We start from the raw sequence: 24,963 nt of genomic DNA, 5'->3' as shown, positions 1-24,963 counted from the left end.
CTCACCGTAGAAACGCTTATCTCGACAGATGTCGATTATATTATCCGACGATGGACGAGCCAGAGATCACCGGACCGGGGGAGGAACCGATAGCGAGCATCTACTACGCCGACGAGGAGGCGACGAAAGTCGACGCCGCGTTCGTCATCGAGGACTGGGACTGGGTGGTCGGGTTCGACCAAGTCGCCACCGACGAGTACGACTACGTCTCGATTCCGGTCGAGAGGGTCATCGGCGTGATGTCCCCGGAGTACACCACGTTCATGCGCAACGGACGTCGGGTGACGGGATACGGGGTCGGCGACGAGGGCGTCGAAGCGTTCGCCGACCGACTCCCGGTCTGAGACCGTCGGACTCCGTTCGGCGAACGACAGGCGGGACAGGCCCCCACTTTTAATCGGGTCGCTTTCGTCGGAGACGACATGAACCGCCCCAGTCGTCCGATTCCCCGCCGGTGGTTGGTCCGAGGCGCGGTCGCACTCGTCGTCCTCGCACTGGTCGCGCCCGCGGCGATTTCGGGCGCGACGTACCTCGCCACGACCGACGACCCGACGAACCTCCGGGCGTCGGTGGACGACTCCGCGAACGGCACGACGGTCATCTCGATTCAGGGGTTCCACTTTCAGGGGATGGCCAACGCCAACAAGCCCGCGCGCCTCGTCGCGGTCGGTCCGCGCGGGGGCGTGAAGTGGGTCCACAACGGGTCGGGATTCGACGCCCGGTGGTTCTACGACGTGGACCCGCTCGAGAACCGCAACCTGCTCGTGACGGCGACGACGCCGAACGCGACGCTCGTCTACGAACTGAATCCCGAGACCCAAGAGCGCGTCTGGACCGAGCGCCTCCCCATCCACGACACCCACGACGTAGACCGAATCAACGGCGACCAGTTGCTCGTCGCCAACATGCGCGCCCCGGACTTCGGCGACCGCATCTTCGTCTACAACACGACGACCGACGAGACGGTCTGGGAGTGGAAGTTCGAGAACCACGGCTACACCCCGTCGGGCGGCGGCGGGGAGAACGACTGGACGCACGTCAACGACGTGGACAAAATCGGCGAGGGCGAGTATCTGGTCTCGCCGCGGAACTTCGACCAAGTGATCGTCGTGAATCGCTCGACGGACAGCGTCACGATGCGATTGGGCAGCGACGGCGACCACGCCACCCTGTACGAACAGCACAACCCCCAGTACCTCGAGAGCGAGAACGGGACGCCCACGGTTCTCGTGGCCGACAGCGAGAACGACCGCGTCGTGGAGTACGCGCGAAACGACTCCGGCGGGTGGACTCGAACGTGGAGCGTCGGGACGAGGGGACTCAACTGGCCGCGGGACGCCGACCGCCTGCCGAACGGCAACACGCTGGTCGTAGACACCATGCATCACCGGGTCTTCGAGACGACGCCGACGGGCGAGGTGGTCTGGGAGTTCCACGCGCCGTGGGCACCCTACGACGCCGAGCGCATCACCTACGGCGACGAACCGGGCGGCCCGACCGCGCGGGACATGGGAGAGACGGGCGAGTACAACCTCAGCGGAAGCGGTCTGAAGGTCGGCGGCGACACCAAGACGGTGTCGTTCTGGCTGGCCGAGGCGTTCGAGGGGACGCCGGTGGCCGGACAGGCCAACCACTTCGCTCGCGTCTGGGCGCACGTCACGCCGTGGATTCGCCCCGTCTGGATGACCAGTTGGGAGTTCCTCGGCGCGATTCTGGCGGGCGGGACGGTACTCGCGTGGGGTCTCGGCGAGGCGGTGTATCAGCGCCACCGCATCCGACGCGGAATCTCGACGGTCGTGAGTCGGGTGCGGCGGCCGGTCGAGTGAAGGGTTTCGTCTTTTTCGCGTTCGGCAACGACGCTACACGTCCGGCGCTGTGAGAACTCTGGGTCCGGCGCTGTGAGAACTCTGGGTCCGGCGCGTGCGGGCGCGGCCCTCGTGGCCGCGTCTATCCGCGTGAGGGATGAGTAGCGCAACGAAGTGAGCAACGCAAGAGGTTGGGGAGGCGTGAGGTCCGCGGTCGCGGTGCGGGGCGGTTGCGGTACTCATCGGCGTCGGCAGTAGCTAGCGCTGGCGGTCTTCCCCCATCTGGTCTCGTCATCCCGTCCCGACACCAGCAGCAGTAGCTCCCTCAAGACGAGTCCAGCATTCCCGGTTCGCGTCACACGCTTCCGGCACCACCACGCTCTTCCCGGTAAAGCGACTAGCCACACACATGGCGAACCTCGAACTGTACGAACTCGACGGCTGTCCGTACTGCGCGAAAGTCGTAGACAAACTCGACGAACTCGACCTCGACTACGAGTCCCACATGGTCCCGAGCGCGCACTCCGAGCGCGACGAGGTCGAGGAGGTCAGCGGCCAGACGGGCGTGCCCGTGCTGGTAGACAAGGAGAACGGCGTCGAAGGGATGCCCGAGAGCGACGACATCGTGGAGTACCTCGAAGAGACGTACGGCGACGGCGCGGCCTGAGTCGCGGGTCGCATCGGAGCGGACGCCACACCTGCGCTTTTTCGCCACAGAATCAGTTCGACAGTAGAGCATCGGCTCCGGCATCGAATCGACTCCCGCCGCAGACGTACTCCGCGTGAGAATTGAATCGAGGATGCGACCGCGGACCGTTCAGGCCGGTTTCTCGCCGCGCTCCCGAATCAGCTTCCGCAGTTCGTCGGGGTCGTCGATGTCCTCCAGTTCCTCGCGCTCGACCAGTCCGGTGCCGTCCACGCTGTCGCGCTTGGCCTCGTCCACGAAGTAGACCGAGCGCGTCCGGGCGACTTCGCCGATGGAGGACATGATGCGGGCGCGCTTCTCGGCGGCCTTGGTGAACGCCGAGTGGCCCGTCAGGACGTTCTCGTGGCTGTCCTCGTCCTCGCTAACCGTCTTGAACGGCGCGCGAATCGTCGGGTGGACCTCGAACCCGGCGCGGGTCAGCACCGTGACGATGCGCTCGTCGTCGCTCTCGGGTTCGGGGTCCTCCGGCGTCGGGTCGCCCTCGCGGACCTCGTCGGCCCCGTCGAGGACGTCTACGGGGCTGGTGAGGTCGCCCTCGAACATCTCTTCGAGTTCGAGCGCCACCTCCACGGTGGCGTTCATGCCGTCCTCGTACTTCGAGACGGTGCGCCGCGAGACGCCGAGTTCGGAGGCCAGACGGCCGAGGCTCCAGTCGCGGTCCTCGCGCTCGTCGCGCAGTACGTCGCCGTCGATGTTGACGTAGAGACCGCCGGGTGCGGCGTAGACCAGCGGAGGCATTCCTTCGACGAACAGTTCTAACGCGGTGTCGGGGTTCAGGACCGGAACGCCGTGTCGGAAGTAAACGACACCCGGCTCTAAGTCCTCGTCGCGGGTCCGGAGACCGACGACGACGGGGGTCGCGTTGAGGTAATCCCCGAGTCGCCGCATCTCCAGACCTGTCTCGTCGTCGAATGCGTCTACGTTCGCCAGGATTTTCAGCAAGAGCAGGTCGCGACCGCGCCGCGCGGCCACGTCGAAGCTCTTGGGTCGAATCGCGCACCGGTCGCTTACGAGAAACCCCGCGTCTTCCAGCATCGCGGTCACGTTCCCGACCAGTGCAGACCGGGACATACCCCAATGTAAGTGATTCCCCTATAAATGCGTTGTGCTGAGGCTAACCCGCCGACTGCTTGCGATTGGCCGGGTAGCGAGCGATAGCTTGATAAAGGAAGACGCGGCGCTCCGAAAGTCGTTAATCCGACACGCCCCAACGTCCGGCAGTGACAGTCATCGGCGTCGACGATACCGATTCGCGGGAGCGCGGAATGTGTACGACCTACCTCGCGGCCCGAATCGGCGAGCGCGTGGCGGAGTTCGCGGCCGTAGAGCGCAAGCTACTGGTACGGCTCAACCCCGCCGTCGAACACAAGACGCGCGGGAACGCCGCGCTCGCCATCCACACCGACGCCGACCCGGACGAGGCCTTCGAAATCGCCCGCGAGGAGGTCGCCGCCGTCGCCGAGACCGACGACCCGAGGACGAACCCCGGACTCGTCGTCGCGCCGGGCGACCCGGCCGACGTTCCGGAAGCGGTCGCCGAGTTCGCCCGCGACGCGGTCCGAGACCACCTCTCGGTCGAGACCGCCGAAGAGCGAATCGAGGCCGCGGGCTACCGCGCCGCCGGGTGGAAGATGGGGCGCGGGAAGATCGGTGCGTTGGCGGCGGTCGGCGCGTGGTCGGCCTTCGGCGGACCCGACGGCGCGGACGACGAACCGAGCGGCGACTGGACCTACGAGTGCATCTCGTACCGCGACCCCGAACGCGTCGGGACGCCCCGGGACGTGGACGCCGAATCGGTCTTCGAGGCCGCGACTGCGGCTTACCCCGAGGCGTGGGACACCGTGGACCGCGAGACGGGCGAACTCGTCTGCGTCCCGCACACACCGGGTCCCATCCTCCACGGCATCCGGGGTGACGACCCCGTGGTCGTCCGGGAAGTCGCCGAAGCCATCGAGAGCGAACCGGTCTCTCGCCGGGCGCTGTTCGTGACGAATCAGGGCACCGACGCGCACCTCCGAGACGGGGACCTCTCGGCGGTCGAGGACGGCCGGGCATACCGCGTGACGGGGACGGTCGCCGAGGAACCCGAGACCCGGCGCGGCGGCCACGTCTTCCTCTCGCTGGAAGACGAAGGGGAGACGTTGAGATGCGCCGCCTTCGAACCGACCAAGCGCTTCCGCGACCGGGTGCGCGACCTCCGACCCGGCGACCGAATCACGGCCTGCGGGGAGGTCTCGGACGGGACCCTCAAACTGGAGAAGTTCGCCGTGCGCGACCTGAACGCCACCGAACTCGTCACGCCGGACTGCCCGGACTGCGGCCGGTCGATGGAGAGCGCCGGGGCCGGACAGGGCTACCGGTGTCGGGACTGCAAGACGGCGGCGGACGGGAAAGTCGAGCGCGAGGTGGACCGAGAGTTGGAAATCGGTTGGTACGAGGTGCCGCCGGAGGCCCGCAGGCACATCGCCAAACCGCTGATTCGGGGCGAGTTCGACGCGCCGATTCACCCCGAGAAGTGACTCCGGAAGCGCGAGGTTCCAAGACGACTGTGACGCGGTTTTTCATCGACGTTTTGCAAGCGAGCGCCGTCGGCCGCTCGCGCAGCAAAAGGTCGGGGTTCGGCGCGCCGATTCACCCCGAGAAGTGAGTTCTCACGACTTCAGTCCGCTCCCGGTGAGGGGCACCACTACCTCGTCGTCCGGGTCGAGAACCCCGCGCTCGCGGTACGCGTCGAGCGCGGCGGGCGCGACGGCCGAGGTCGGTTCGACGTAGAACCCGCCGCGGTGCAGGCGGTCCAGTGCGTCCGCCACGGGGTCGGCGTCGAGGGCGATAGCGTCGCCGTCCGTGGCGTCGATGGCGTCGAGAATCTGGTCCTCTCGGGCGGGGTCGAGAATCTGGATACCGTCGGCCACGTCGTTGCTCGCGCCCGTCTCGCTGTCTCGCGGGTCGTTCCTCCCCGCTCGACTGTTCGAGGCGCTTTGCGCCTCGCTTCCGTGCAGTTGCTCGGCGACGGGCGCGTACCCGGCGGCCTGCGCTCCGAGCAGGCGCGGCATCCGGTCGGTCCACCCCGCCTCCTTCAGGGCGGAGAAGCCGCGATAGGCACCGAGGAAGAGCGTGCCGTGGCCCAGCGGCGTGACCACGGCGTCCGGGACCTCCCAGTCGCGCTGGGCCGCGACTTCGAAGGCGAACGTCGCGGTGCCAGCGAAGAAGGCCGGGTTCCACGCGTGGCTGGCGTACCAGCCCGCTTCGTCGTCAGATTCGACGGCTTCGACGCAGGCGTCGGTCACGTCCTGTCGCGTGCCCTCGACGCGGACGGGGGTCGCGCCGACGCGCTCGATGGCCGCGAGTTTCGACTCCTTGACCCCGTCCGGGACGTAGATGTCCGCGTCGATACCGGCGCGGGCGGCGTACTGCGCGATGGCGGCCCCGGCGTTGCCCGACGAGTCCTCGACGACTCTCTCGACGCCCAACTCGGCGGCCCGCGAGAGAGTGGCGGTCGCGCCGCGGTCCTTGAAACTCCCCGAGGGGAAGACGTACTCCAGTTTGAACTCGACGTTCTCGCCCCAGTCGGCAGAGTCGGCGTCCTCCGACCTCGAACCGGAGGCGTCCCGTAGCGGCGTGAACCCCTCTCCGAGCGTGACCTGCCGGGAGACCGGCAGGAACTCCTCGAAGGCCCAGAGTCCCTTTCGAGTGTCTAGCTCGCCGAAATTGGGCGCAGGGCCATCGGGAAGCGGTCGGTCGGCGAACTCCAGCGGGTGCCCGCAGTCGCATCGCCACGGTTCGTCCGGTCCGGCGCCGTAGGTCCGGCCGCAGTCGGGGCAGATGAGGTCGGACGGCGAATCACCGGCCATGGCTCAGAACTCGTCTACGTTGGTGCCGACCGAACAGACGTACTCGCCCGTCGCGACCTGCGGCAGTCGGCGCGAGCGCCAGAAGAGACCGGAGTCGTCGGCGGTCACCTCGGCCTTCAACTGGCCGAAGGGGTCGGTCACCTCGAATATCACGTCGCCGACCGCCACCGCGTCGCCGAGGTCCTTCCGGAACCGGACGAGACCGCCGCAGGGCGACCCGTAGCGGTCGAATCCGGTGGCGCGGGTCTGGCGTTCGAGGTCCACGTCGCCGTCGAGGAACCCGTAGTAGCGCAGGACGTTGAACACGCCCTCGACGCCGTACTGGATGCTCTCCTCGTCCCACCCGATGCAACCGCCGAGTTCGGGGTCCACGGTCGGGATGCCCTCGTCCGGGCCGACGCGGGCGAGTTGGCCCTCGGGTCCCTTCTGGTCGAGGACGTGGCCGCACCCGAACACCTTGGCGAGTTCGAGGCACTCGTCGTGGAGGCGGTGGCGCTGGCCGCACCGCACCCGGACCTCGTTGAGCATCTGACTCGTCGAACCCTGATGCAGGTCCAGAATCAGGTCCGCGCGCGACGCCGCCTCGAAGGTGGCCGCCGAGATGCGCTCGCTGGACGTCCCCGACTCGTCGCCGGGGTAAGTGCGATTCATCTTGGTGTCGTCGATGGGGTTGCGGTGTTCGGCCACTTGGAACGCGTGGTAGTTGACGATGCCGACCACGAGAACCGTCCCCGAGAGGTCCTCCGGCGGAATCTGGGGGACCGCCCGCTGAATCACGCCGAGTCCGTTCAGTTCGTCGCCGTCGCTGACCGCCTGAACGTACAGCGTCGGGCCGTCCTCCGCTCCGTTTACGACCGCGACGGGGAGACCGAAGTCGCTTCCGTCGCGCGTTTCACCCACCTGCAACCGCCCGGTGTCTATCTCCCCGGGGGCCGCACTCGCCGTTCCGAGCGCCTTCATTACCCATAACGGACGGCTACACGCCCTTTAGCGGTTCGGTCTCGGCGAACGCGTAGTAGTCCCCCGAACGTTTCGACGGCGGTTTCCGACCACGCTCTGGCGACCGGCCGCTGTCGGACCGGTCGAAAACGGCTCTCTCCCGGAGGCGGGAAAGGAGTCGCCGCGGATCGGTAAGCGACCAGTTATTCCCAAGAACTTATGTATCCAGAACGAACCGTCCGATTATGGACAGACGTGGCTTCCTCCGTGCGAGCGGTGTCGTCAGCGCGTCGGCGTTGGCCGGTTGTGCCGGTGTGCTAAACGGTGCCCAGCCCGAGAAAGCAGGGAAACGAATCACGGCCGCCGAAGAGAAGATATCGAAGAACACGGAGGCGTTGGACGAGATCCAGTCGAAGGTAGAGAGCGACGACGAGGAGGTCCCGGACGAGTTCGACCCCTCGTCGGTCACGGCCCGCGTCGAGAAAGCGAACGTGAAACTGGACGAGGCCGAGGAGTACGCCACCGACGAACAGCAGTCGTACGTCGATACGCTGCGACAGGTCGGCGAGTATCAGAAGAAGCGGGCCAAGTTGTACGAGGACTACGTTTCACTCAGCAACAAGATTACGACCGTCAATACGTACGTACAGAGCGACCGATACGACACGGCGCTGGAGAAGGTAACCGAAGCGAAGTCCCTGCTAGACGAGGTGCGGACGCACACCGACGAGATGGAGAGCGCGCTCGGCGACATCGACAGTGACGCGCTGAGCGAGAGCGACCAGATAACCTACGACGCCATCGAGACCGACCTCTCGACGTTCCGCGACCGCCTCGACCTCGTCGAGACGATGCTCGACGGGTTCGCGCCGATGATAAAGGGAATACAGGACTTCATGCCCGCGCTCGAAGTGTACAAGAACGGGCAGTACGCCGACGCCGCCGAGCAACTCGCCGAGGCCGAGAAACACTTCGAGACGGCCGACGCGAAGTTCCGAGAACTCGAAAACGCCGACACCGACCTCGGTGGCGTCGAGACCGACGTCGCCAAGATAACGTGTTACACTGGCGTGCTGACGGACGGGGCGCGACTGTTCAAGGAGAGCGCGACGGCCGCCAAGAACGGCGACAAGGAACTCGCCCGACAGAAGGCCAAGGAGGCACAGACCGAACTGAACAAATGTAGTTTCGACTCCTCGTCCTGACCGCCCCTCGCGCTCTCGGTCGTATTCGCTGCGGAACGTGCTTCCGTCCGATGTGGTGAACGGCCGTCTCCCCGTCGGCAAACGGGCGAAGAGACGTACTGAAATGAAAGTTCTGCGGAGTCGATGGTGCTAGTACGTCCGAATTGGTTCGTATCACTCCTGCTGATTTCGGAGGTAGTAGACGGTTCCCGCAATTGCAGGGACGACTACCGCAACGAGGTAATGTGATACCGAGAGACCGTCCGCTTCTCTGGCGTGGGTTCGCATAAAGAACAACAGTAAGCCTCCGAGAATTATGTTTGCGACAATTATGTCGGCGAGTCTGTCAGTAGAATAGTTGGCGATTATCGTAACTATGAGAGTGTATAAAACAACAGTGATTAGAACTCCACGAAGGGCGTTACTTTCTTTCCGGGGTTTTTGTGGACTCTCGCACTCATTCGCGCTCATAGCGTAGGTCTCTTCGGAGATATTTTAAATAGTGAATTTCTTCCCCCTTGTCCATGGTATAGTGATTTCCCCTTACACCATACCTTTTCTACTGAACCTATATTAATTTCTCCATCATGTCCACAGTCTATTTACTCTGTTTAATACGGTGGGGATAAGTAAAACAGGATGCCAGACGAGGTGCCGGGACAACCGTTGCAAACCGCTATGCCTTTCATTCGGCCGACCCAATCTCCGAACGTGTCCGGAAACGTCCCCGAGCGCCCGCGAGCCAACTTCGTGGCGGCGCTGAACGTCCGGCGGAACGCCGTCCGCGGGTTCGCCTTCAGCCTGCTGTTCACGGTGGCGGTCCTCGCGCTGTTCGTCTTCCTGCCGGGGACGCGTCGGCCGACGCCGTACTATCTGGCGCTCGCGTTCGTCCTCGTCACGTCGCTGGGAGCGCTGGCGACGACGGTGCTGACGCTGGTCTCGGCGTACCGACTGGCGAAAGAGGAAGGGCCGCGTGACGGACCGCGACTGGACGACCGTCAGTAGGGCCCTCCTCGGCGTGAGGCCTCGACAGCACGCAGTCGCCGGAGCAGTCCCTCATCGGCGGCGTCCTCGTCCGGAACCCCTCTCGGAGTCGTACCGGCCGGGCGTACTACTGATCGTTCGCGGCGAGGCGCAATACGGGTACTCGGAGGCCGACGAAGTCCTCACTCCACCGAGTACTCGGTCCCGGTCAGTTCACCCAGACGTTCCGCGCCCGACCGAGTGCCCTTGGCGATGAACACGTCGCCAGCCTCGAGTTTCGTCGTCGGGCCGGGTTGGATGACCCACTCGCGTTCGCCGTCTCTGGAACGCCGGACGGCGATGACTCGCATCCCCGTCTCGGTCTTGACCTCTCGGTCGCCCAGCGTCACGCCGTCGAACTCGCTACCGGGGGCGACCGTCTGGCGGACGATGACCTCGTCGCTCTCCTCGACGGCCTGTTCCACGACGGGATGGGTGCCGAGTCCGCGCAGGACGCCCTCGCTGATTTCGACCGCGGCGTCGCTGATGACCTCCGTCGCGTTGGCGAGGTGGACGAGACCCCGGAGCGAGATGGGGTCCTCGACGCGGGCCGCCGCGCGGAAGGTCCACGCCTCGAATCTGGACTGGAGGGCGTCCACCTCGGCTTCGAGTTCGACCACTTCCTCGGCGACTTCGGCGCTGTCGAAGAGGACGCTCCCGTAGGCGAGGTCCACAGCGAGTTCGCTGATGTTCTTCATCAGCACGATGGAGTCCACGGCGCGTTCGAGGTCCTCGATGCTTGGTTCGGGGGGTTGTGGGGGTTCGTATCGCTCGCCGGTCGCGCGTAGGTACACGTCGGCGATGCCCTCGTCGGGACCGCGGAGGAGGACGGTGTCCCCGACGTCGAGCGCGGTGGCTCGGTCGGGGTTGGTTATCCAGTCGTCCGCGCGCCGGATGGCGATGACGCGCACGCCGGTCTCGGTTTCCACGTTGAGGTCGCCGAGCGTCCGGCCCGCCAGTTCGGAGTCTGCGGCGACTTCGGCGCGGACGAGCGTCTCGACCGCTTCGGGGAGCGCGGCCCGCATCGCGTCGGGCAGGCCGATGTCCTCCAGCACGACCTTGGCGATGTCGCCCGCGGCGTCGCTTATCTTCTCGGCCGCGCCGACCACCCCGAGGACCGGAGCCAACTGCTCGGCGTCCTCCGGACTTCTGGCGGCCATCAGCAGGCTCATCCGGGCCTGTAGCTGGAGCACGTCCATCCGGGCTTCGAGTTCCAGCACCTCGCGAGCGATGTCGTCGCTCCCGTTGAGGACCGCGGAGAACGAGAGGTCGATGAGGAGTTCGGCGGTGTCTTTCATCTCCGACAGCACCGCTTTGACGCTGACGGGTTCGTACTCGACATCGCCGCCGGACGGTTCCATACGACGACGTTGTGCGCCTCCAGATAAAAACGTTCGTAGGGTTTTGGATGGGAATCCGGCGAGACCGAAACGAAAGATAATCCTTTTCCGGTCTTGCCGAGAAGTATCAGGGTATGTCAGAAGAGGTCAAGAGAGGGCTGGAGGGCGTCGTCGTCGCAGAATCAGGACTCAGCTTCATCAATGGCGACGAAGGTCGCCTCATCTACCGCGGATACGAAATCGAAGATCTCGCCCGGAACGCGAGCTACGAGGAGGTACTTTACCTGCTCTGGCACGGCGAACTCCCCACACGTGACGAACTCGCCGACTTCTCCGAGTCGATGGCCGAGGAGCGAGAACTCGACGAGGACGTGCTCGACACCGTCCGAAAGCTCGCCGAGGCCGACGAACAGCCGATGGCCGCGGTCCGGACCGCGGTGTCGATGCTCTCGGCTTACGACCCCGAGGACGCCGACGCCGAACCGACCGACCGCGAGGTCAACCTCCGGAAGGGACGGCGCATCACCGCGAAGGTCCCGACCCTCGTCGCGGCGTTCAAGCGCATCCGGAACGGGAACGACCCCGTCGAACCGCGTAAGGACCTCGGCCACGCCGAGAACTTCCTCTACATGCTCAACGACGAGGAACCCGACGAGGTGCTGGCCGAGACGTTCGACATGGCGCTGGTTCTCCACGCCGACCACGGTCTGAACGCCTCGACGTTCTCCTCGATGGTCACGTCCTCCACGCTGTCGGACCTGCACAGCGCCATCACGAGCGCGGTCGGTACCCTCGCCGGACCGCTCCACGGCGGCGCGAACGCGAACGTGATGAAGATGCTGAAGGAGATAGACGAGAGCGGCAAGGGCACCAAGACGTGGGTGGACGACGCCCTCGACCGCGGCGACCGCATCATGGGCTTCGGCCACCGCGTCTACAACGTCAAGGACCCCCGCGCCAAGATTCTCGGCGAGAAGAGCGAGGAACTCGGCGAGGCCGCGGGCGACACCAAGTGGTACGAGATGTCGGTCGAAATCGAGGAGTACATGCGAGACGAGAAGGGTCTCGCGCCGAACGTGGACTTCTACTCGGCCTCGACCTACTACCAGATGGGCATCCCCATCGACCTCTACACCCCCATCTTCGCCATGTCGCGGGTCGGCGGGTGGATCGGCCACGTGCTGGAGCAGTACGACGACAACCGCCTGATTCGGCCTCGCGCGAAGTACACCGGGTCGAAGCAGGAGGACTGGGTTCCCATCGACGAGCGGTAGAATCGTAACTGTCGCCGCCTTTTCTTTCGCGGTTATCGAGTCGTCTAACTCCGGCACTCCAGAGCGATTCAGTTCCCTTCACGACGCTTCCTCCACGCTCCCTCGTTCCTCCATCATCGCGGCCGCCTTCGCGGCCCACCCGCCCCAGCGGAATCCCGCCGCCACGACGAGGAGCGACCAGACGAAGTAGAGGACGATGCCCGCGTAGACCGCCTCGACGCCGTAGCCGAGTCGGACGCCGAACAGCCACGAGAACCCGACCATGAAGCCGAACATCCCCGTGGTCCGCGCGACGAAGGGCGTTCGGGTGTCGCTCCCGCCCTGCAAGGCCCCCGAGAGGACGACGTAGACGACGAGGAACGGCGAGGCGAGACCGTAGACGCGGGCGAAGTCCGCCGCGTATTCGAGGGTCGCGGGGTCGTCGGTGAACAGGCGGACGAACTGCTCGGCACCGAAGAACAGCGCGAGACCGATGGTGCCGACCGTCACGAGACCGAGCGCCGAACTCGCCCACCCGTCGAACCGGGCGCGGTCGGGGTCGCCCGCGCCGAGCGCCTGCCCGACGACCACGCTCGCGGCGACGTGGTACCCCCGCGAGAGCGGACTCGTCACTTGCTGGTGCATCCGGCGGCCGATCTGGTAGGCGGCGTTGACCTCGGTGCCGAACGACAGCAGGATGGCGTTGAACGGGAACTCCGCGACGGTCGCAGCGAGACCCTCCGCGATTCTGGGCGCGCTGACTTCGAGCAGTTGCTTGGCGATGGTGGTGTCGGTCGGCCGGGCGAACGACGCGGCGGCCCACGGGCCGCGGATGGCCGCGAGCAGTGCGACCGCGGTGAACAGGTTGCCGAACGCGGTGGCGACGCCGACGCCGACGATTTCGAGTCGAGGCGCAGGACCGACGCCCAGTCCCAGCGCGACAGTGCCGACGATGTTGAGGAGGTTCGAGACGACGTTGACGTACATCGGCGTCCGGGTGTCTCCGGTGCCCTGCAGCGAGCGCGCGGCGATGAGCGCCACGTGGCGCGCCGGTGCGGTGGCGAAGATAATCGCGAGGTAGGTGCCGCCCATCTCGGCGACGCCCGGCGGTGCCCCAAGCGCGGCGATGGCCGCCTCGCCCGCGAACAGGCCGAAGAGGATGAAGGGGAGTCCGGCCAGAATCCCGACGACGATGGCCTGCGTGATGGCCTCGTCGCGGTTCGCCGTGGCGTCGCTGCCGGTGTCTCCGTCGGCATCGGCGTCGGAGGCTCGGTTCGTCTTCGACGCACCGGTGTCCTGACTCGACAGCGCGATGGCTCCGCTCCCGAGTCCGAGACCGATGCGGAGGGGCAGTCGAGCGAAGAGGTCCGCGAGTCCGATGGCCGCGACCGCGGCGGGCGAGAACAGGCCCGTGACCACGATGTCGGTCGTCCGCATCAGCGTCCGGAGCGTCTGCTCGGCCATGACGGGCCACGATAGCGAGAGGACGCGCCGCCAGACGGCGAACAGGCGAGTGCGGACGGACTCGACCATGCATCTCTCGTCCGCCGGTGACGGTTTGAGTGTACCGGAACGAGCGAATCCGAGGGTCCGTTGAGAAAACGTTAGGCGGTCACCGCCGGAGGACAGTACATGGACGTCTTCGTCTACGGAACGCTGACCCACCCCGAACGAGTCGCGAGCGTCGTCTCGGCGCACGAGTTCCTCGGTGAAGCGACCCTCCACGGTCTCCACCGCGTCGACGGGAGGTACCCCACGCTCGCGCCCGGCGGGACAGTGTCCGGGCGCGTCCTCCGCACGAAGGAAATCGAAGCGCTGGACGCGTACGAGGGTGTCGAGACCGGACTGTACGTCCGGGTGTCGGTTCCGCGCGACGCCCCCGAGAGCGACGCGGCGGTCGCCGTCTACGTCGGCGACCCGGACTCGCTCGGAGCGGACACCGAGTGGCCCGGACGGGGGTCGTTCCCGGAGCGAGTCCGACGCTTCGTCCGCGAGAACGGGGTCGTCCTCCGCTCGCGCGAGTGAGCAAACGGCCGTCAGCTTTACGTCTGACAATCGCGTGTGCCGCCCGTCAGACATCAGGGGTATGGCGACGCCTTCTTTCGGTTTTTACTTTCACTCCGTCCACCGGGGCTTTAAGTGTCTGCCGTGACACGCATCAACTGCGCGTCACACGCTTCGCGCCTACTTCCCCCCTTTCCCCCTGTTCCAACTCCGAAGAGTACCGTCCGTCGGCGTCCAGCGGTCTCGATTGGAGACGAGAGGCAGACCGCCAGCGTCCGGTAGTCCGGGGTGGAGTTGATAAAGGGTTAAAGAGATACCGAGAGTAGTTCACGGTATGATTGACCTCTCGGACGTTCTCGACGCCCGGGCGCGGGTCGAGGAGACCGACCGGCGGACGCCGCTGGACTACTCGCACACGTTCTCGGACATGACCGGCGCGGAGGTCCACCTGAAACTGGAGACGTTCCAGCGCACTGGGTCGTTCAAGATTCGGGGCGCGACCAACCGCATCGCGACTCTCTCCGACGAGGAGAAGGCCGCGGGCGTCGTCACCGCCAGTGCGGGCAACCACGCGCAGGGCGTCGCACTGGCCGCGACCAAGAGCGGCGTGGACTCGACCATCGTGATGCCCGAGAACGCGCCCATCTCGAAGATAAAGGCGACCCGCGACTACGGCGCGACGGTCGTCCTCCACGGCGACGACTACGACGAGGCGTCCGAGAAGGCCCACGAGATAGAGCGCGAGGAGGGACGTACGTACGTCCACGCCTTCGACGACGAGATGGTGATGGCCGGACAGGGGACCATCGGTCTCGAAATCGTCGAAGACCTCCCGGAACTGGACACGGTGGTCGTCCCCATCGGCGGCGGCGGGCTAATCGCGGGCGTCGCGACCGCCATCAAGCAGCAGAAACCCGAGGCCAGAATCGTCGGCGTGCAGGCCGACGGCGCGTCGAGTGCGGCCCAGTCGCTCCGGAAAGGCGAGGTCCACACGCTCGCCTCCGTGGACACCATCGCGGACGGCATCGCCACCCGGAGCGTCGGCGGGAAGACGTTCGAGGTCATCGACGAACGCGTGGACGAGGTCGTCACGGTCTCGGACTCCGAAATCGCCGTGGCGGTCACGCACCTGCTCGAACGCGCCAAGACGCTCGTGGAGGGCGCTGGCGCGGTGCCGCTGGCGGCGCTCCTCTCGGACGCTATCGAGTACGACGAGGACGAGGTCATCGTCCCGGTCCTCTCGGGCGGCAACATCGACATGAACACTCTCACGACGGTCGTCATGCGCGGACTGGTCGAGACCGGCCGGTACGTGAAGATTCGGACCGTCCTCAAGGACCGACCGGGCGCGCTCGACGACCTCATCGACGTCATCTCAGAGCAGCGGGCGAACATCTACGGCATCCAGCACGACCGCACCTCCAGAGACATCGCGATGAACGCCGCGGAGGTCGAGTTAGACCTCGAAACCCGCGGTCCCGACCACGTCGAGACTCTGCTCTCGGCGCTCCGGGAAGAAGGGTTCGACGTCGAGGTACTGGCGTAGGACGCTCTCGCCCACACTTAAGTTACCGGACCCGAACAAACTGGTATGAAGCGAATCATCAGCACGCAGGACGCGCCGGAGGCGGTCGGCGCGTACAGTCAGGCGACGACCAACGGCGACATGGTGTTCACGGCGGGCCAGATTCCGATGACGCCCGACGGCGACCTGCTAGACGACGAGGAGATAGCGGTCCAGACCCGCCAGAGTCTGGAGAACGTCAAGGCCATCCTCGAAGAGGAGGGTCTGACGATGCAGAACGTGCTGAAGGTCACGGTGTTCCTCGACGACATCGACGACTTCGACGAGATGAACGAGGCCTACAAGGAGTACTTCCAAGACAATCCGCCCGCCCGGAGCGCGGTGGAAGCGGGCAACCTCCCGAAGGGCGTCGGCGTCGAAATCGAAGCCATCGCCACCAACGACTGAGGCGGGTCGCCGAGTACCCGTGTCCCTCCGAGAAATCGTCGTACGACCTCGCGTGAAAGCCAGCGTCCTCTGGGGACTGGTCGGCGTCCTCGCCTTTCTGGTCGCGCTTCAGGGGTACGAACTGGCGACGGGGTATCGCTACTCCCCGGCGGTCAAAGCGGGCGCGGCCCTCGCCGTCGGCGTCGGCGCGACGGGACTGTCGTATCTGGCCGAGGGACGCCTGTTCGGGTAGGACGGCGCTCCGAGCGCGGACGGCAGAGAGGCGTGACACGCACAGGGGATGCCGACGACCGGGTCGGGCGTGGGCGTCGGCAGTCGCCCGACGTGAAGGGAAGGGTTTAAGCGCCGGACGGAACTACGTTCGGCCGGGCCGGGATGGCCGAATGGCAAAGCGCACGCCTGGAAAGCGTGTCCCCTTACGGGGTTCTGGGTTCAAATCCCAGTCCCGGCGTTTTCGAGCGAGTTACCGACGCCCAGTCTCATCTTCGGTAGTGCCGGGAGGCTCTTTTGCGGCGACCGAACAGCGGTCGCGCGCAGAGATGCGGTCGGTCGAGTACGTCGCGGACACTTCGAGTCGTCGTGGGACCGCGTGACGCTCGGCGGCGAGGTAGGCAACTGTGCCGTGAACCATTCGTGCCGACGAGTGGTTCGAGCGGTTGGTAGTGTCCTATCGCTGTTCGGCCGACGTAAGCGTGAGATTCTGAACGCCGAGAGTGAACTAAGAGCCGCTTCGTGTGTCTGCACCCACAAACTCCACCACCCACAAAGCCTATTATCAATACGTCAAACTACCAACATGCTGCCGCCCTGACGCAGGCGGCAGGTCGAACCGTCCGACAACTGCATCAGAATGGTCCCCAACCATGGCAGAGAACTACCGACACAACTCCACCATCGCGACGACCGGCGAAAGCGTATCGGTCAAAGACTACAGCCAGTTCCTCTGGTTCGAGGAGAGCGACGACGAAATCCAGTACCTCAAGAACCTCGATAGTAGCGGTTCGTCTAGCTGGCAGTTCAAGTCCGACACCGTTGCGTACGGTGATACCGTCGAGTTGCCGAGCAAATTGAACGGCATCGACGGCCACTACGTCGACGGTGACACTATCGGATTCCGCTACTTGGCAGACGGAGGAATGGGACAGGTCTTCGAACACGACTCCGTAATCGTCCAGTCCGGCGACCAGTTCTCCATCCCGTCGGAAACGCTCCCCCTGTTTTACGAGGACAGCGAGGACCGCTTCCACTATCTCGGAGCCTACAACAGTGGCTCGACGACGTACACGTTCAAATCTGACACCGTCGGATACGGTGACACGATTACGCTACCGTTCGACGCCGGATGCGTGGACGGTAACCTCGTCAACAACGGTGACTCCGTGGAACTCTACTACGTCGAACAGTAGGTAGCGGAGTCGCAATACTCGGTGAACACCGGTCTCCGGGGTTCACTCGTCTCTCCAATATTTGGTGCCCGCAAGGAGAAGTAGAGCGCCCCCGAGAAGGAACCCCCACGGTGTGAATCGGTCCGTCGCATCGAAGGGGAGAGCGACCTCCGTTCCGTCTCCGAACACGTCCCTATCGGTGTCACTCGCCGTCGGGTCGAGGTTCAGCGTTAGTTCGCGGGCATCGCGAACACCGTCGTCGTCAGTGTCTCCGGTCGTCGGATTCGTCCCCAAAGTCAGTTCTCGCTGGTCGGTCAACCCGTCCGCATCGGTATCGCGCTCGCTCGCGTTCGTCGGGAGCGCCATCTCGTGGCCATCGAGGAGTCCGTCGTTGTCCGTGTCGGCGAGTCCGGGGTCTGTGCCGTGGCGTTCGAGTTCGGCTCTGTCCGTGAGTCCGTCACCGTCGTCGTCGGCCTCGTCAGGATTCGTATGGAACTCGTGGACCTCACGGCCGTCGCTGAGACCGTCTCCGTCGGTGTCCCGTTCGTTCGGGTTCGTCTGGTAGTCGCGTTCTGACTCGTCGCTCAGCCCATCTCCGTCACTATCGGTGGCCGTCGACGTGCCGGGAACCGCCAGCAGAACGAGCAGACACATCCCCAAAGCGAGAATCCTGTCAATCATACGCTACGAATCGGTGAGCGCGTATAAAAAGCATTGTGGCCCCTTTAGAGCGCAGAGACCACAGTAGGGAGCCAGTATTGAGAGAGACGCAGACGGTCCGAGCGCGTTCAGAGCAGCGTCACCAGCGCGGCGACGCCGAACCCGACCAGTCCGATGGCGTAGAACAGCAGACCCGCCCCGAGCGGTTCGTCGGATTCCCGGGGAGCGAACACGCCGTCGCTACCCCCGCTCAGTCCGTACGCGGACCCGGCCGGACTGCCGCCCGACATCGGGGCACCGCCGCCGCCGTCGAGGGCGGACCGCCCGATGAGGAGCAGACCGACAGCGATAGTTGCCAGTATCGCGTACGGTCCCACCGGGTTCGGGAGGAGGTACGCGACGCCAACCGTTCCGCCCCCGAACAGAATCGTGTACTGTCCGAGGAATCGAGCGAGGAACGCCCAATCCATACCTGTGGTTCGTCAGACACTTACATAATCCTTTCTCCGGACGTGTCGCGGCGGAACTCTATCGGGAACGCCCAATCGTATCGAGACCGGCCGAACGGCGTGAAAACGAGACGGTGCTACGGCGTGCGGAGTCCCATCTTGAGCGCACGCCGGGCGACCGTAGCGCCGTGGTCGGCCGTCCGGTCCAGCGCCTCCAGTACCAGCGCCGCGTAGTAGGGGTCCGCCTCGCTCGCGTCGAACGAGGGTCGCGCCAACAGGTCGAACTCCTCGGCGAGCGTCTCGCGCTGGTCGAGCGCGTCGTACGCGGTCTCGGGCGCGCGGCCGTCGATGGTCGCCTCGACCGCTCGCTCGACCACCCGCCGGGAGCGGCGGGCGTAGTCGGACAGGCGGGCCTCGGCCGCTCCGGTCGGCGGGTCGTCCAGTTCCAGCGCGACGGTCGCCACGCGCTCGGCGGCCGACGCGACGCCTTCGAGTTCGCGGGCGATGGCGTAGTAATCCAGCGCGGTCCGGCGGTCAACGTCCGGGCGGTTCGGGCCTCGCGGCAGGCCGACGCGGCGCTCGACGCACCGATTGACGAACGCGAACTGGCGGTCCACGTCGTCGGGTTGCCGGAGGACCTCGCGGGCCCGGTCGTCGTCGCCGTCGAGGAGGGCGCTCGTCGCGTTGCGGTGCATCGAGAGCGCGACGTAGCGCAGGTTCAACACCGTCTGGCCGATGGAGAGACTCCCGGAGCGTCGCATGCTTCGGAAGGTGACGCTGTCGGTCGATTCGTCGGCGACCTCCAGTCCGATGAGGTCGTTCCCGGCGGTGGTCATCGCCCGGCGCTCGGCCGACGTGAATCGGTCGTCCGTGCGGAGCGTGAAGCGGTCCCCGCCCGCGACGTAGAGGGCGTACACCACCCACTGGAGTCGGTCCCCCGAGAGGTGCCCGACCGACACGTCGGGGGCGTCGGTTCCGTCGCCGCGTTCGCACGTCCGGAGTATCAGCGTCCCGTCCTCGTGGGGGTAGAGGTACACCTCGTTTCCGGCTTCGAGACCGTGGTCGGTCGCCCACGCTTTCGGGAGCGACACCGTGAACGACGACCCGCCGACCGACTGCACCTTCCGGGAGATTTCGGTGTCAGTTGTCGAACTGCTCATCGGGATCACCCGAACTTCCCGGTGATGTAGTCCTCGACGCGCTGGCTGTTGGGGTTCTCGAATATCCGGTCGGTCTCGCCGTACTCGACCAGTTCGCCGCCGGTGAGGAAGACGGCGGTCTGGTCGGAGATGCGGGCGGCCTGCTGCATGTTGTGCGTGACGATGACGACCGTGTAGTCCTCCGAGAGGTCGTCGATGAGGTCCTCGATTTTGGCGGTGGCGATGGGGTCCAAGGCGGAGGCGGGTTCGTCCATCAGGATGACTTCCGGGTCCACCGCGAGGCAACGCGCGATGCAGAGGCGCTGCTGTTGGCCACCGGAGAGGCCGAGCGCGTTGTCGTCGAGTCGATCGCTGACCTCGTCCCAGAGCGCGGCCTGTCGGAGCGACCGCTCGACTAGTTCGTCCTCCTTGTCGGGGTCGGCCCGGCCGAGGAGTCTGTCGAGCAGTCCGTCGTCGATGTCGCCGTGCTTGCGCGGTCCGTAGGCGATGTTGTCCCGGATGGACTTCGGGAATGGATTGGGTGCCTGAAACACCATGCCGACGCGCTTGCGGAGTTCCACGAGGTTCACGCCGTCTTGGTAAATCTCTTCGCCGTCGATTTCGACCGACCCCTCGACCCGCGCCGAGTTGATGCGGTCGTTCATCCGATTCAGACACCGCAGGAACGTCGATTTCCCACAGCCTGACGGGCCGACGAGCGCCGTGACGCTGTCCTCGGGAACGTCGATGGAGACGCCTTCGAGCGCGTGGTCGTCGCCGTAGAACACGTCGAGGTCCTCGACCGAGAGTTTCGGCGCGCCGTCGAACTCGTAGTCCGACCACGCCTCGCGGACCCGCTCCTCGGACTCGCCCGTCGTGGTAGTCGAGGCGGAATCGGAGGCCGAGGTCGAGGCTGACGCTGACGCCGACGTCGAGGCCGACGCCGGAGCCGAGGCAGACGCCGAGACGTCGTCGTCGGTCCGTGGCGACTCTTCGGTACTGCTGTCGGTTCGGGAGGTGGATGTCGTGGTGGTTTCTGTCATTGTTCGAGCTTTCTGCGGAAGTAGTATCGAGTGGCGATGCCGACCGCGTAGAACGACAGCACGACCGCGAGCAACACCAGCACCAGCCCCCACGCGAAGTTGTCGGGGTTGTCGAGCGACGGCCCCTGCACGCCCGCCGTGACGAGCGCGTACACCTGATAGGGGAGCGCGCTCGTCGCCTGCAGGAGTTCCGGATTCGTCACGAACGGCGGGGTGGCGGTGAACTCGAAGCCGCCGATAACGTCGGCGGTCTGGCTGCCGGGGACGAACGTGCCGCCCGCCATCGTCAGCAGGATGGGTGCCGTCTCGCCCGCGATGCGGCCGACGCCGAGGATGACGCCCGTGACGACGCCGGGGAGCGCGGCAGGGAGGACGACGCTCCGGATGGTCTGCCACTTGGTGACGCCCAGCGCGGCGCTGGCGTCGCGGTACTCGTCGGGCACCGAGAGCATCGCCTCTCGACCCGTGATGACGACCAGCGGGAGGAGCATGAACCCCAGCGTGAGCATGCCCGAGAGCAGCGACTTCTGGCCGCCGAACCGCGGGACGAGGAACGCGTAGCCGAACAGTCCGAAGACGATGCTGGGCGTGCTCCACAGTCCGTTCGTCGCGATTTCGATGACCTCGGTGAACCGGCCCTCGTCGGCGTACTCGCTCAGGAATATCGCCGCGCCGACGCCCAGCGGGACCGCGAACAGCACCGCGCCGACGACCAACCAGACCGTGCCGACGATTGCGGGGAGGACGCCGTCCACGTCGGCCAACAGCGAGACGCCGTTGGTGAGGAACGGCCACGAGACCGGCCAGACGATGGTGAATCTACTGCCGAAGAGCGCTATCGTCGTCGCCGGGCCAGCGCCGAGCGCGACCGTGACGCCCTCGAACAGCCCCGGCAGTCCCTTGACCGTCACGAAGGCGACCAGTCCGACGAGGACGGCGACGATGGCGAGCGCGTTGAGATAGAGGAGGACGTGAGCGCCGACGTGACGGCCGCGCGCACCGAAGCCGCCGTACGCTTTCGCGGCCGACCAACCGGTGACCAGCGCGCAGAACTGGACGACGGTCGGGACGACGAAGGCGGGGAACAGCGTCGCCCGGAGCGACCCCAGCGGCCACGACCAGTCTAGACCGATAGTCCCCGTGAGGAAGACGAGACCCGCGAGTATCGCCAGCGCGCCCGCCGGGAGCGTCGAGCCGACGTCCTCGCGCGGAATCACCGTCGTCGCGAACGCGACCCCGGCGGCGAGGAGCGCGACCGCCAGCCAGCCCGCGGGACCGAGACCGAGCGTCTGGGAGCCGACCAGTCCGCCGACGACGAACCAGATTCCGGCGAACGCCGTCGCAGCGACCAGTCCGGCGTCGGCCTGCGGGTCCGTCGCGACAACGCCGACGCGGGAACCGAGGCCGAAGCCGACCACCGAGACGCCGAGGAGCGCGAGCAGCGCCCCGAGTACCGTCGGCACCGGGACGCCGCCGACCGAGTCGGTTATCGCGAGTATCTCGAACTGCGCCGTCAGTCCCAGTGCGAACAGCAGCGCCGAGAGACCGACCGCGGCGGCCGCGACCCCCTCCAGCGTGGAGGTCCCCTCGCGGACGAGGGTACCGCGATCGTCCTGCGTGAGGCTGCTCATCGGTCGCCACCTCCGAGTTTCCGGCGCATGCGTTTCTCTATCAGTTGCGAGCCGACGCTGAGGAACAGGACGGTGACGAACAGGACGACGCCAGCCGCGAACAGTGCGTTGAACTGGAGACCGTGAGCGTTGCCGTACCGGGCGGCGATGAGCGACGTGAGGGTCTCGTACCCGTAGAAGACGTTGTAAATCGGGTCGGGGAGCGCCGGACTGTTGCGGAGCATCACCGTCGCGGCCATCGTCTCGCCGATGGCCCGGCCGACGCCCAGCAGGACGGCGGCCGAGACGCCGGAGAACGCGGCCGGGAGGGTTATCGACGACATCGTCTGCCAGTCGGTCGTCCCGAGCGCGAGCGACCCGCTCTTCATCGACTCGGGCACGCTGTTGAGGGCGTCCTCGGCCACCGAGACGACCGTCGGGAGCGACATCAGGCCGACCACGATGCCGACGAAGAGGTACGTCCCCTGTCCGACGAGTTCGAACTGGTCGCTCGCCCACGGACTGAGAATCGTGAACCCGATGAAGCCGTAGACGATGGAGGGAATCCCGGCCAGAATCTCGACGCCGGGTTTGACGAGTTCGCGGACCGTCGGCGGGGCGACCTCGCTGATGAACAGCGCGGCCGCGACGCCGAGCGGTCCGGCCACGAGCGTCGCGATGAGGGTCACCACAACCGTCCCGTGAATCATCGGGACCAGCGAGAACTGTTCGGTCGTCACCGGGTCCCAGACGGTCTGGGTGAACAGACCCAGACCGGGGACGCCCACGCCGTACACCTCCACGGTCGCGTACTCGAAGGCGGGCCACGCTTCCGCGAAGATGAACACCGTGATGAGTCCCAAGATGAGGAGCGTCGAGACGGTCATCGTCAGCGTGAGCGCGTGTGCGGTCGTCGCTTGGTGGCGCAACCAGCCGTAGCCGACGGCGAGCAGGAACGTGAGGAACGCCACCACCGTCAGGGGCGAGGTCACGATGAATCCGACGAACGTGGCCAGCAGCGCCAGCGACCCCACGGCACCGGCCGCGAGCGCGGTTCTCTCGGTGTCTTCGACGAACGTGCGGGCCTCGGTCAGCTTTCGCTGGAACGCCTCGCGTACGCCAGTCCAGTCAGCTTCAGTCACGGATGCCATTTTGTGTAGTGTCGGTAGTGTAATCGAAAACGGAACGCGGAACGCCACACCGGCGGCGAGTCACCCTGTCGGCCGTCGTTTCGTGAGACTCGTCCACGAACTGGCAACCTGCGTCGCGGGACGCCTCGCGCGTTCCGGAACGTCGGTTCTCGTCGAGCGACGGCCGACGGTGTCCCCTACGCCTGATCGGGGAGTTTCGCCTTCTCCTTCTCGATGTCCTTCGTCGGGAGCGGGATGTAGTTGTTCGACTCCACGAACACCTTCTGCCCGAACGTCGTCAGGAACATGTTGATGAACGCGGCCTCGCGCTTGTCCACTCCGTTGGGGTGTTCGTCGGTCTTCTTCGTGTACATGTGGAGGTCCCGGTTGAGCGGGTAGTCGCTGTCGAAGATGGTGTGACTCGCGCTCTTGTCCGGTTTGTACGTGGTTCCGTCGAACTCGATGGCGATCGGCTTGACCTGCTTGCCGGTGAACGCGAGCGCCATGTACGCGATAGCACCTTCGTTCTGCTGGACGACGGTCTTGACCTGCTGGTTCTGACCCTTCCGAGTGTCCACGCCCTGCATCGGTGCCTCGGCGTCGCCGAGCATGTTGAGGCGGAACGCGGTGTCGGTCCCCGACCCTTCGGCGCGGCCGACGCAGTAGATCTCCTTGTCGGGACCGCCGACCTCCTTCCAGTTGGTGATCTCGTTCTGGTAGATCTTCTTGATCTGCTCGCCGGTGAGTTTCTGGACGCCAGCGTCCCAGATGTCCTTGCTCACGACGACCGGTTGGCCGTCGCGGCCGACGACGTGGTCGACGTAGTTCTCCTTCGCTTTCTTCTCGCTGATGCCGAGTTCGGCCGTGATGGGACCCGAGGAGTTGCCGATGTCCACGAGACCGTCGCGGACCGACTTACACCCGGTCCCGGAGTGGCTCAGGCCGACCGTCGTGGGGAACGGCGGGTTCGCCTGCTTACCGGTGGATTCGAAGCCGTAGAGGCCCGCGAAGTAGTCGGCGAGACGCTTGTCGGTCTTAATCTCGTCCCACCCGGGGACGGTGCCCTCGCTGGACGACCCCCAGTACTCGCCGTCGCTCGGCGGCGCGTTGGAGTTCCAGTACGAACTGCCCTTGTTCGAGATGGGGTACACCGTCGAGGACCCCTCGGCGCTGAGCATCGACGTGTCCATCCCGCCGGACTGCTGGGTCTCCTCGCTCTGAGTGGTCGCGTTTCCGGAGTCTTCGTTCCCGGAGTCGTCGGTACCCGACGTGGTCGTTTCGGCGCTGTCGTTCGAACTCCCCGAGCAACCAGCGAGCGCGGTCGTCGCACCTGCACCAGACGCGAGCAGGAACATCCGGCGCGATACGTCCTCGGACTGTCGGCCTTGGTCAGACGTCATCAGGTAATGAGACCTCGAACTAGATTAAGTAGCCTTATAATTTCAGAATATATCGACACGGGCCGGTAAT

Annotated in this window: 25 protein-coding genes and 1 tRNA gene; 13 read left to right on the top strand and 13 right to left on the bottom strand. The window is 65.7% G+C overall.

The window, feature by feature from the left end; all coding sequences use genetic code 11:
- Positions 1 to 50 precede the first annotated feature (50 nt).
- The 3 genes from NGM06_RS05385 (at position 51) to NGM06_RS05375 (ending at position 2,472) form a co-directional block, all read left to right on the top strand.
- A complete protein-coding gene (locus NGM06_RS05385; RefSeq protein WP_254269289.1) occupies positions 51 to 344 on the top strand; it encodes a hypothetical protein in 294 nt (97 codons plus the stop codon).
- Between the two features lie 78 nt (positions 345 to 422).
- On the top strand, positions 423 to 1,826 hold the full coding sequence (locus NGM06_RS05380) for an arylsulfotransferase family protein (RefSeq protein ID WP_254269288.1): 1,404 nt from the start codon (positions 423 to 425) through the stop codon (positions 1,824 to 1,826).
- Between the two features lie 388 nt (positions 1,827 to 2,214).
- Entirely contained in the window at positions 2,215 to 2,472 is a 258-nt protein-coding gene (locus NGM06_RS05375; RefSeq protein ID WP_254269287.1) for a glutathione S-transferase N-terminal domain-containing protein, read from the top strand.
- A gap of 150 nt (positions 2,473 to 2,622) precedes the next feature.
- Here the strand turns inward: NGM06_RS05375 and NGM06_RS05370 are convergent, their stop codons facing one another.
- The gene (locus NGM06_RS05370) at positions 2,623 to 3,582 is read right to left on the bottom strand and encodes a transcriptional regulator (protein ID WP_254269286.1); all 960 of its coding nucleotides are present in this window, start codon (positions 3,580 to 3,582) and stop codon (positions 2,623 to 2,625) included.
- 149 nt (positions 3,583 to 3,731) lie between these two features.
- Here NGM06_RS05370 and NGM06_RS05365 point away from each other — a divergent pair, with 149 nt between their 5' ends.
- Positions 3,732 to 5,030 carry a tRNA(Ile)(2)-agmatinylcytidine synthase gene (locus NGM06_RS05365; RefSeq protein ID WP_254269285.1) on the top strand — a complete coding sequence of 433 codons (1,299 nt, stop codon included), beginning with the start codon at positions 3,732 to 3,734 and terminating at the stop codon, positions 5,028 to 5,030.
- A gap of 132 nt (positions 5,031 to 5,162) precedes the next feature.
- Here NGM06_RS05365 and NGM06_RS05360 read toward each other — a convergent pair whose 3' ends face one another.
- Together NGM06_RS05360 and NGM06_RS05355 are read right to left on the bottom strand one after the other, a co-directional pair.
- Positions 5,163 to 6,362 (bottom strand): pyridoxal-phosphate dependent enzyme, encoded by a 1,200-nt coding sequence (locus NGM06_RS05360; protein ID WP_254269284.1) that lies wholly within the window; start codon positions 6,360 to 6,362, stop codon positions 5,163 to 5,165.
- 3 nt (positions 6,363 to 6,365) lie between these two features.
- Positions 6,366 to 7,322, bottom strand: a complete 957-nt coding sequence (locus NGM06_RS05355; RefSeq protein ID WP_254269283.1) for a succinylglutamate desuccinylase/aspartoacylase family protein — start codon at positions 7,320 to 7,322, stop codon at positions 6,366 to 6,368.
- A gap of 224 nt (positions 7,323 to 7,546) precedes the next feature.
- Here NGM06_RS05355 and NGM06_RS05350 point away from each other — a divergent pair, with 224 nt between their 5' ends.
- Positions 7,547 to 8,506 carry a twin-arginine translocation signal domain-containing protein gene (locus tag NGM06_RS05350; RefSeq protein ID WP_254269282.1) on the top strand — a complete coding sequence of 320 codons (960 nt, stop codon included), beginning with the start codon at positions 7,547 to 7,549 and terminating at the stop codon, positions 8,504 to 8,506.
- 153 nt (positions 8,507 to 8,659) lie between these two features.
- Here NGM06_RS05350 and NGM06_RS05345 read toward each other — a convergent pair whose 3' ends face one another.
- Positions 8,660 to 8,956 carry a hypothetical protein gene (locus NGM06_RS05345; protein WP_254269281.1) on the bottom strand — a complete coding sequence of 99 codons (297 nt, stop codon included), beginning with the start codon at positions 8,954 to 8,956 and terminating at the stop codon, positions 8,660 to 8,662.
- A gap of 240 nt (positions 8,957 to 9,196) precedes the next feature.
- On the opposite strand from NGM06_RS05345, the gene NGM06_RS05340 reads away from it, so the two are divergent.
- A complete protein-coding gene (locus NGM06_RS05340; RefSeq protein ID WP_254269280.1) occupies positions 9,197 to 9,490 on the top strand; it encodes a DUF7536 family protein in 294 nt (97 codons plus the stop codon).
- Between the two features lie 161 nt (positions 9,491 to 9,651).
- Here NGM06_RS05340 and NGM06_RS05335 read toward each other — a convergent pair whose 3' ends face one another.
- Positions 9,652 to 10,869, bottom strand: a complete 1,218-nt coding sequence (locus NGM06_RS05335; protein WP_254269279.1) for a potassium channel family protein — start codon at positions 10,867 to 10,869, stop codon at positions 9,652 to 9,654.
- Positions 10,870 to 10,982: 113 nt separating this feature from the next.
- Between NGM06_RS05335 and citZ the strand changes: the two genes are divergently transcribed.
- Positions 10,983 to 12,122 carry a citrate synthase gene (gene citZ / locus NGM06_RS05330; RefSeq protein ID WP_254269278.1) on the top strand — a complete coding sequence of 380 codons (1,140 nt, stop codon included), beginning with the start codon at positions 10,983 to 10,985 and terminating at the stop codon, positions 12,120 to 12,122.
- Between the two features lie 78 nt (positions 12,123 to 12,200).
- Here the strand turns inward: citZ and NGM06_RS05325 are convergent, their stop codons facing one another.
- Positions 12,201 to 13,565 (bottom strand): MATE family efflux transporter, encoded by a 1,365-nt coding sequence (locus tag NGM06_RS05325; protein ID WP_254269993.1) that lies wholly within the window; start codon positions 13,563 to 13,565, stop codon positions 12,201 to 12,203.
- 168 nt (positions 13,566 to 13,733) lie between these two features.
- Between NGM06_RS05325 and NGM06_RS05320 the strand changes: the two genes are divergently transcribed.
- From NGM06_RS05320 to NGM06_RS05295, 6 genes are all read left to right on the top strand, one after another.
- Positions 13,734 to 14,126 (top strand): gamma-glutamylcyclotransferase family protein, encoded by a 393-nt coding sequence (locus tag NGM06_RS05320; RefSeq protein ID WP_254269277.1) that lies wholly within the window; start codon positions 13,734 to 13,736, stop codon positions 14,124 to 14,126.
- Positions 14,127 to 14,439: 313 nt separating this feature from the next.
- Positions 14,440 to 15,651, top strand: a complete 1,212-nt coding sequence (gene ilvA, locus NGM06_RS05315) for a threonine ammonia-lyase (protein WP_254269276.1) — start codon at positions 14,440 to 14,442, stop codon at positions 15,649 to 15,651.
- Between the two features lie 45 nt (positions 15,652 to 15,696).
- Complete coding sequence (locus NGM06_RS05310; RefSeq protein WP_163523201.1) at positions 15,697 to 16,077, top strand: Rid family detoxifying hydrolase; 381 nt, start codon at positions 15,697 to 15,699, stop codon at positions 16,075 to 16,077.
- Between the two features lie 52 nt (positions 16,078 to 16,129).
- A complete protein-coding gene (locus NGM06_RS05305; RefSeq protein WP_254269275.1) occupies positions 16,130 to 16,309 on the top strand; it encodes a DUF7981 family protein in 180 nt (59 codons plus the stop codon).
- Positions 16,310 to 16,446: 137 nt separating this feature from the next.
- Positions 16,447 to 16,528: transfer RNA gene (locus tag NGM06_RS05300), tRNA-Ser, on the top strand.
- Positions 16,529 to 16,940: 412 nt separating this feature from the next.
- Positions 16,941 to 17,483, top strand: a complete 543-nt coding sequence (locus tag NGM06_RS05295) for a hypothetical protein (protein ID WP_254269274.1) — start codon at positions 16,941 to 16,943, stop codon at positions 17,481 to 17,483.
- Positions 17,484 to 17,525: 42 nt separating this feature from the next.
- Here NGM06_RS05295 and NGM06_RS05290 read toward each other — a convergent pair whose 3' ends face one another.
- From NGM06_RS05290 to NGM06_RS05260, 7 genes are all read right to left on the bottom strand, one after another.
- A complete protein-coding gene (locus NGM06_RS05290; RefSeq protein ID WP_254269273.1) occupies positions 17,526 to 18,143 on the bottom strand; it encodes a hypothetical protein in 618 nt (205 codons plus the stop codon).
- Positions 18,144 to 18,250: 107 nt separating this feature from the next.
- Positions 18,251 to 18,592: a DUF8070 family membrane protein gene (locus NGM06_RS05285; protein WP_254269272.1), complete on the bottom strand. Its 342-nt coding sequence runs from the start codon at positions 18,590 to 18,592 to the stop codon at positions 18,251 to 18,253.
- Positions 18,593 to 18,708: 116 nt separating this feature from the next.
- Positions 18,709 to 19,731, bottom strand: coding sequence for a phosphate signaling complex PhoU family protein (locus tag NGM06_RS05280; RefSeq protein ID WP_254269271.1), 1,023 nt, complete (start codon positions 19,729 to 19,731; stop codon positions 18,709 to 18,711).
- Positions 19,732 to 19,736: 5 nt separating this feature from the next.
- A complete protein-coding gene (gene pstB, locus NGM06_RS05275; RefSeq protein WP_254269270.1) occupies positions 19,737 to 20,753 on the bottom strand; it encodes a phosphate ABC transporter ATP-binding protein PstB in 1,017 nt (338 codons plus the stop codon).
- Positions 20,750 to 22,384, bottom strand: coding sequence for a phosphate ABC transporter permease PstA (gene pstA / locus NGM06_RS05270; RefSeq protein ID WP_254269269.1), 1,635 nt, complete (start codon positions 22,382 to 22,384; stop codon positions 20,750 to 20,752). Before pstA ends, pstB begins: the two co-directional genes overlap by 4 nt.
- Positions 22,381 to 23,514 carry a phosphate ABC transporter permease subunit PstC gene (gene pstC, locus NGM06_RS05265; RefSeq protein WP_254269268.1) on the bottom strand — a complete coding sequence of 378 codons (1,134 nt, stop codon included), beginning with the start codon at positions 23,512 to 23,514 and terminating at the stop codon, positions 22,381 to 22,383. Before pstC ends, pstA begins: the two co-directional genes overlap by 4 nt.
- 176 nt (positions 23,515 to 23,690) lie before the next feature.
- Positions 23,691 to 24,893: a substrate-binding domain-containing protein gene (locus NGM06_RS05260; protein ID WP_254269267.1), complete on the bottom strand. Its 1,203-nt coding sequence runs from the start codon at positions 24,891 to 24,893 to the stop codon at positions 23,691 to 23,693.
- Between the last annotated feature and the right edge of the window lie 70 nt (positions 24,894 to 24,963).

The organism is Halorussus aquaticus (assembly GCF_024218795.1).
Taxonomy (GTDB): Archaea; Halobacteriota; Halobacteria; order Halobacteriales; family Haladaptataceae; genus Halorussus; species Halorussus aquaticus.
Note: the sequence above shows the minus strand (reverse complement) of the source record. Positions and strands in the feature narration are given on the sequence as shown.